The 6,554-nt window shown below is 70.2% G+C and carries 6 protein-coding genes; 4 read left to right on the forward strand and 2 right to left on the reverse strand.

Annotated features, from left to right (window positions below):
- On the forward strand, nucleotides 1-1,139 hold a 1,139-nt coding region (locus C569_RS31600), incomplete at its 5' end, for a carbohydrate-binding protein (RefSeq protein WP_036347477.1).
- Nucleotides 1,140-1,200: 61 nt separating this feature from the next.
- Here C569_RS31600 and C569_RS31605 read toward each other — a convergent pair.
- The gene (locus tag C569_RS31605; protein ID WP_018789252.1) at nucleotides 1,201-1,719 is read right to left on the reverse strand and encodes a sigma-70 family RNA polymerase sigma factor; all 519 of its coding nucleotides are present in this window, start codon (nucleotides 1,717-1,719) and stop codon (nucleotides 1,201-1,203) included.
- Between the two features lie 179 nt (nucleotides 1,720-1,898).
- Between C569_RS31605 and C569_RS34925 the strand changes: the two genes are divergently transcribed.
- Together C569_RS34925 and C569_RS0129295 are read left to right on the forward strand one after the other, a co-directional pair.
- Nucleotides 1,899-2,684 carry a GerMN domain-containing protein gene (locus tag C569_RS34925; RefSeq protein ID WP_026268799.1) on the forward strand — a complete coding sequence of 262 codons (786 nt, stop codon included), beginning with the start codon at nucleotides 1,899-1,901 and terminating at the stop codon, nucleotides 2,682-2,684.
- 158 nt (nucleotides 2,685-2,842) lie between these two features.
- On the forward strand, nucleotides 2,843-3,649 hold the full coding sequence (locus C569_RS0129295) for a hypothetical protein (RefSeq protein WP_026268800.1): 807 nt from the start codon (nucleotides 2,843-2,845) through the stop codon (nucleotides 3,647-3,649).
- An 86-nt stretch (nucleotides 3,650-3,735) separates the two neighbouring features.
- Here C569_RS0129295 and C569_RS0129300 read toward each other — a convergent pair whose 3' ends face one another.
- Nucleotides 3,736-5,034 carry a hypothetical protein gene (locus tag C569_RS0129300; protein WP_155945650.1) on the reverse strand — a complete coding sequence of 433 codons (1,299 nt, stop codon included), beginning with the start codon at nucleotides 5,032-5,034 and terminating at the stop codon, nucleotides 3,736-3,738.
- 474 nt (nucleotides 5,035-5,508) lie between these two features.
- Between C569_RS0129300 and C569_RS0129305 the strand changes: the two genes are divergently transcribed.
- Nucleotides 5,509-6,554: cellulose binding domain-containing protein (locus C569_RS0129305; protein WP_036347482.1), on the forward strand; the 1,046-nt coding region annotated here is incomplete at its 3' end.

The following is a 6,554-nucleotide window of genomic DNA, read 5'->3' on the forward strand; positions in this document are numbered from 1 at the left end:
CCGCGCAGGCCGCCGCGCCCGTTCTCAGCTATCCGTGTGAGCGGATCGCCTGGAGTTCGGACGGCAACTACCACGACCGTGACGACATCGGCGCGTCGGCGATGGCCCTGGCGCTGCTGGCCGAGCGGGGCCAGCAGTCCCGGCTGGTGCACTGGGACTACAACTCGCACCTGGGCAGCTCGACGGCGAGTTGGGAGCGGGACATGGTCACCGCGACCGAGGGTACCGGCGGTCAGTTCGGTTACGACGTGGCCGGTATCTTCCGTAACAGCCAGACGAATCTCAACGCCGCTGTGACCCACCTGCGGTCGGCGGTTGACGTCTCCACCGCCGCCAACCGGCTGTGCCTGGTCGGTGCCGGCCCGATGGGTGTGGTGTACCGGGCGTTGCAGGGCTCGAACACCGCGGCGCGTAAGCACGTCACGTTGATCTCGCACTCGGACTGGAACAACAACCACGACGACGATGACAACAAGTGGAACCTGGCCGACATCCGTCGCGACTTCCCGCAGGTGAAGTACAAGCGGATTCCGGACCAGAACGCCGGTCTGGGTACCGGTGGTGGTGAGGAGAAGTGGGCCTGGATGGCCGGTGACTCCGACCAGCGGCTGCGCTACGTGCACAACGTGGTCAACAACATCATGAACAAGAAGGGCGATGTCTCCGACGCCGGGATGATGTACTACGTGATCACCGGCGACGACTCCGGAAACGCCACCAAACTGCGCACCTTCCTGACCGCGCCCGGCGGCAGCGCCTCCCCGCAGACCGTGCAGGGCGAGTCGTTCACGTCGGGCTCGGGGGTGCAGGTGGCCGACCACGCCGCAGCGCAGGGCGGCGCCACGGCGGGTTACCTGAACGACGGTGACTGGGCCGGCTACGCCCAGGTGTCCACGGCCGGCCGGACGCAGTTCTCCGCCCGGGTCGCCTCCGGCACGTCGGGCGGCACCATCGAGGTGCGTTCCGGCTCGCCCACGGGTGCGCTGCTCGGCTCGGTCGACGTGCCCGCCACCGGCGGCTGGACGACCTACCGGACCGTCTCGACGTCACTGTCCGGCACCGGAACCGGTCCGCTGCACCTGGTCTTCACCGGCGGGTCGGGCTTTCTCTTCGACGTCGACAGCGTCACCGTGAGCTGACCACGGCTGAGCCCGTTCCCGGGTGGGGTGCGGCAGTGACGCGCACCCCACCCGCCTCCGCTCAGGGGCGAAGGTGGGCGAGGAGGTCGCCCGTCGCGGTCTCCTCGTCCACCCGGAGCGCCGCGTGCAACTGCTGCCGGCCCCGCCGCAGCCACGTCTTGACGGTGTTCTCCGGAACGCCCAGCTCGGCGGCCACGTCCCGCACGGGAAGGTCGACGACATGGTGCAGCACCAGTGCCTGCCGGTGCCGTACCGGCACCGCCCGCAGCGCCTCGGTGACGGCGACGCGGTCGGTGCCGTCGCCGTCGCGGCTTCGCTCGCCGCCGAGGCGCAGCAGAGCGGCAGCGCCGCGCAGCGCCCTGCGTCGCCGGGAGAAGGCGAGGTTGAACGCGACTCGCCGGACCCACGCCTCCGGCACCTCGTACCCGCTGATCTTCGCCCAGCGAGGCAGCGCACGGGAGAACGCCTCCTGGGCCAGCTCTTCGGCGTCGTGGTGGTTGCCGGTCAGCACGAACAGCTGGCCCACCAGTCGGCGGTACGTCGCCAGGTAGAACTCGGTGAACTCCTGGTCTGTCGACATCGGACCTCTCGACGCCTGTCGCCGCGGGCGCATCCCCGATGGAGGGCGCTTACCGTGCGGGCGACCATCCAATCTGGACGCTGTCGCACTCATCCGCTTAAATAACGATCGCACCGTATGTGAATAATGCGTCAGCGTCAAACAGTAGAGTGGCGACGGCTACGCCCAGAGGAGGGGAGGTGACGGTGACCGACGGAGATCCAGACGCGCAGGCGACGCGGGACACGCTGCGCCGGATGGCCGGGACCGCTGCGGACATCGCACGCCCGCCCGACCTGGGCGACCTGCGCCGCCGTGCACGCCGCCGCCGCGTCCGCTCCGTCGCCGCAGCCGGCCTGGCCGCCGCGGCGATGGCGGCCTTCCCCGTCGGCATGGCCGTGACCGCCGGGCCGTCGCGGGAGCCGCAGCTCGCCGCGCCCGCCCCGACAGCACCCACCTCACCGGCGCCGGTGCCCTCGCCGCCCCGTCCGTCTGATGTCCCGTCCGCCGCGACGCCGAGCGCCCAGGCCACGGAGACTGGCAGCCCGATCCAACCGGCGACCGAGCCGACCACCGGCACCCGCCGGGTCAAGCTGTTCCTGTTGCGTGAGCAGGCCGGCCGGCGTTGCCCGCAGCTCGTCGCGGTGACCCGGGACGTTCCGGCCCGCAGCGTCGCCAAGGAGGCCCTGCGTGCGCTGCTCGACGGCCCCTCGTCGGCCGATCGCGCGGCCGGCCTGACCAGTGCCTTCGACGGTGACGCCCACCGCTTCCGCTACCTGAAGCTCGACGGGGCGAACGCGCGGGCCGACTTCACCGACCTTGACGGCGTCCTCGCCCCGGACGACAGCTGCGAGAAGACCAAGCTGCTGGAGCCGATGCGCCGCACTCTGGAGCAGTTCGACTGGATCGAGCAGGCACGCTTCTCCATCCGAGGCGACCAGCGAGCCTTCTACGTCGACGTGCTGCACGACCGTGTACCCGAGTGACCACGCTCTCGCGCGATCTCCGGTGAAACCTGGCACCGGCGCACGGAGTGCTATTTGATGTGAACCTTCCACGCCAGAATCAGAGCCGTCCGACCGACCCCGGGAGTACGGCCGGCCCCGCTCCTGCCGTCCGGCGACTGCCGCAGGTCACCGCGCTGATGGTGGTCGCTGCCCTCGCCGGGGCGGTCGCCGGGTGCCGGCCGGGCGACACCCCGGTCACGGCGGTCCCGTCGACGCCGCCCCCCGCCACCGTCCCGGTCCCGACGGCACCGCCCCCGCCCCCGGCCCCGGTCCCGAGCGGCCCGGCGACGCGGCGCACCAGCAGCGTCCCGACCTCCAGCGCACCGGGCGGATCCGGCTCCGGCCAGGTGACCAAGCCCTCGACGAGGCCGGTCACCAGCGAGAACACCTCGCAGGGGCGGCTGTACACGGTCCCCGGGCTGTCACAGTTCGAGACCAACCACGCCTACCGGTACCTCGCGATCGTCACCGGCACCGAGCCGGGGGTCAACGGCCACCCCGGACTCAGCGACGAGCAGCAGGACGCCCTCCACGCCCAGCTCGGCTCCATCGTGGCCACGGTCTCCACCGACCACGGTGGCAGCGGTCTGCTGCCGGGTGACGGCACGATCAGCTACTTCGAGATGTACACCGCGATGGCCCTCGGATCGACGCTCTACCGCCCGTTCTTCGCGGCCGAGGCGCACATCGACGACGCGTACGGCCGCAACTGGAGCGAGAACCTCCGCAAGCTGGTCGCCGCTGCCGGCGGCATCTCGGCAGACATCGTCACGATGATGCTCGACCGGGCCGCCAACGGTCAGCCGATCGCACGTGGGCACAACGGCGCCGTCGAGATCTTCGGCGGGCTCGGCAAGGAATACCAGCCGCACCGCCTGCGCAACGACAAGGCCTTCTCCCGTAGCGCCGGCCGTCTCCAGGGTGTCATCGACACACTGAGGTGACGACGGGCGGAGTGCCGAGGGCCGGGAAGGTGGTGGTGCTCGGGTGCGGAGCCGAGCGGGTCCCGGCTCCGCACCCGTTAGCGGTGTCACCTGCAGCCGGAGACGACAACCTTGTTGCCGGAGGTGTTGGCGCCCTGGAACGTGTTGGCGGAGGTGCTGCGGACCACCGAGCAGGCGCCGCCCTCGACCCGGATGGTCTTGTTCTTCACGCCGTCCTTGAACGCGTAGAGCGGCGCCTCGACCATGCCGGGGTTGATCTTGCGGGTGAGTCCCGCGCCGGTGATCCGGATCGTCCGGGTGTCGGCCTTCGTGCCCCCGGCCCACGAGAAGACGCCCTGGTTGTAGCCGTTGGACGAGTTGGAGACGACGGTCAGCCCGTCCAGGATCGCCGTGCCCTGCCCGTAGTCGCCCCAGGCCATCTGGATCGGCGCGCCGTTGCGGTTGTGCACGATCGTGGTGTCCCGGATGGTGAGGTCGCCGGTGTAGAGCTTGGCGGAGTCGTCCCAGGTGTCGATGAAGGTGTTCTCGATCAGCGAGTCGTCGCCGCCGCTGAAACCGTCGGAGTTGTTGCTGCCCAGATCCCGGTTGTCGAGGTACCGCATGCCCGACATGACGACCTGTGCGCTCTTCGCCCACATGTGGTAGAAGCGCGGGTTGACCGAGGTGTAGTTGCGCAGGGTCAGCTTGATCTTCGCCTCGGTCGTCACGCCGGCCCGGGCGTAGTCCTTGGCGTGCGGGCCGTCGCCGGTCAACTGGGAGGTCTGCTTGTCCCGGCCGGTGATCGTCAACGCCTTCGTGCGGTTGGCCGGGACGAAGAAGTTGCCCCTTAGGGTCACTCCCGCGCCGATCACGATCTCCGTCCAAGAGTCCGGCACGGAGAGCTTCCCGATCGACTTGTTCGCGGTGAACGTCGCCACCCCGTTGCTGACCGACGGGTTCGCCGCACTCGCGGTGCCGCTGTTCGCCGGCGTCGGTGCCGGTTCGCCGGCCTGCCGGTCGACCGTGAACCGTACTGTCTGCCGGGTGGTGCCGCCGGGGCCGATCGCCCGCACCGTCAGCGTGTACGCGCCTTCCGGCGCGGTGGCCGCGTGCCAGCCCGGCACGGTAGCGCCGTTGTTGCCCATGAAGTAGTACGGTGCCTCCCGTTCGGTCCAGGTCGCCGTGCCGGCACCGGAGAGCGAGAAATCCACCCGGTCGATCGTGCCGCTGGTGCGCGCCTCGATCCGGACTGTGCCGCTCACCGTGGCACCGTCGGTGACACCGGCCAGCTGGGTGATGCGGGGGGCGCCGTCGGCGGAGGCGGTGGGGGTGACCGCCCACGCGCCACCACCCGCGGCCAGCACCAGGCCGGTGAGCGCAAGCCCACGCCAGGATCGTCGTGACATCGTGTCTCCTCACTCGTTCGTCTCTCGCTGATCGGGCGAAGTACCGATCGACAGGGACACCCCGCGCCGGCGGCTCAGGTTTCGTCGTCGGAACGCCGGATGCGGTGCCGTAGTCGCCGTAATGCGTTGACGTTTCAGAGTCGTGATCACCGTTGCCCCAGGCCAGCGCCGTGGGGCCGGAGGATCTGGGCGACGGCTCTGGCTCGCGTGCAGCTGTTCTGCCGATGCTTGGACGTAGCAGCTGCTCCCAACGGCGCATCGGCGGGAGGTCGAGGGCACCGGTTCTCCGGACGACCACCTCGCCGATCCACCTGGTCGCGGTCGCTGCCGATGCCAGCGCACCACCACCGCCCGTCCAGGTCGGGCACCTCAGAAGAACACCGATGACCTCGGTGGGCCGTCCGCACGGCTGCCCACCGGGCCGATCAGCCGGGCCGCTCGTGACCCGGTCCCGTCCCGAAGGAGATCTGTGCAATGAACGTGTGGAGAAGACTCTCCGGCTCACGCCGGGCGGTCGCGCTCTCCGGAGCAGGCGTCCTGGTCGCGGGAGGGCTGGTGGCACTACCCGTCACCGCCGCCCAGGCCGCCACCCAGTGCGAGGTGTCCTACTCGACAAACGACTGGCCGGGTGGGTTCACCGCCTCGGTCACCATCAAGAACGTCGGCGACGCCCTCAACGGCTGGACGCTGGGATTCGCCTTCCCGGACAGCGGTCAGCGCGTGGGGCAGGGTTGGGCCGCCCGGTGGACCCAGTCCGGCCAGGAGGTCAGCGCGCAGAACGAGTCGTGGAACGGCTCCGTCGCCAGCGGTGCCACGCTGAGCCTCGGCTTCAACGGCTCCTGGAGCGGCAGCAATCCCAAGCCGACCCGGTTCACGCTCAACGGCACCGTGTGCAACGGCGGCACGCCGCCCACGAGCACCCCGCCCACGAGCACCCCGCCCACGAGCACCCCGCCGACCAGCACCCCGCCGACGAGCACGCCGCCGACGTCGACCCCGCCTACCTCGACGCCGCCGACCACCCCGCCGCCGGGGCAGAAGGTCGACAACCCGTACGTCGGGGTGAAGGGGTACGTGAACCCCGAGTGGAAGGCCAAGGCCGAGTCGGTGGCCGGCGGTAACCGGGTGTCGAACAACCCGACCGCGGTCTGGCTGGACCGGATCGCCGCCATCAACGGCACCCCGGACAGCAGCTCCAACGGTGCGATGGGTGTGCGGGACCACCTGGATGAGGCGCTCGCCCAGGGTGCCGGTTACATCCAGTTCGTCATCTACAACCTGCCCGGCCGGGACTGTGCGGCGCTCGCCTCCAACGGTGAGCTGGGCCCGAACGAGCTGCCCAAGTACAAGGCCGAGTACATCGACCCGATCGCCGCGATCCAGGGCGACGCGAAGTACCGGAACCTGCGCATCATCAACATCATCGAGATCGACTCGCTGCCCAACCTGCACACCAACACCGGTGGCAACCCGGGCGCGACCGCGATGTGCGACACGGTGAAGGCCAACGGCGCGTACGT

The organism is Micromonospora sp. CNB394 (genome assembly GCF_000374985.1).
GTDB lineage: Bacteria > Actinomycetota > Actinomycetes > Mycobacteriales > Micromonosporaceae > Micromonospora > Micromonospora marina.

Excerpts from the sequence above, each read along its gene's own strand:
- C569_RS31605 (WP_018789252.1), bottom strand. The coding sequence starts at position 1,719 with ATGTCGACAGACCAGGAGTTCACCGAGTTCTACCTGGCGACGTACCGC.
- C569_RS0129295 (WP_026268800.1), top strand. The coding sequence starts at position 2,843 with ATGGTGGTCGCTGCCCTCGCCGGGGCGGTCGCCGGGTGCCGGCCGGGC.
- C569_RS0129300 (WP_155945650.1), bottom strand. The coding sequence starts at position 5,034 with ATGTCACGACGATCCTGGCGTGGGCTTGCGCTCACCGGCCTGGTGCTG.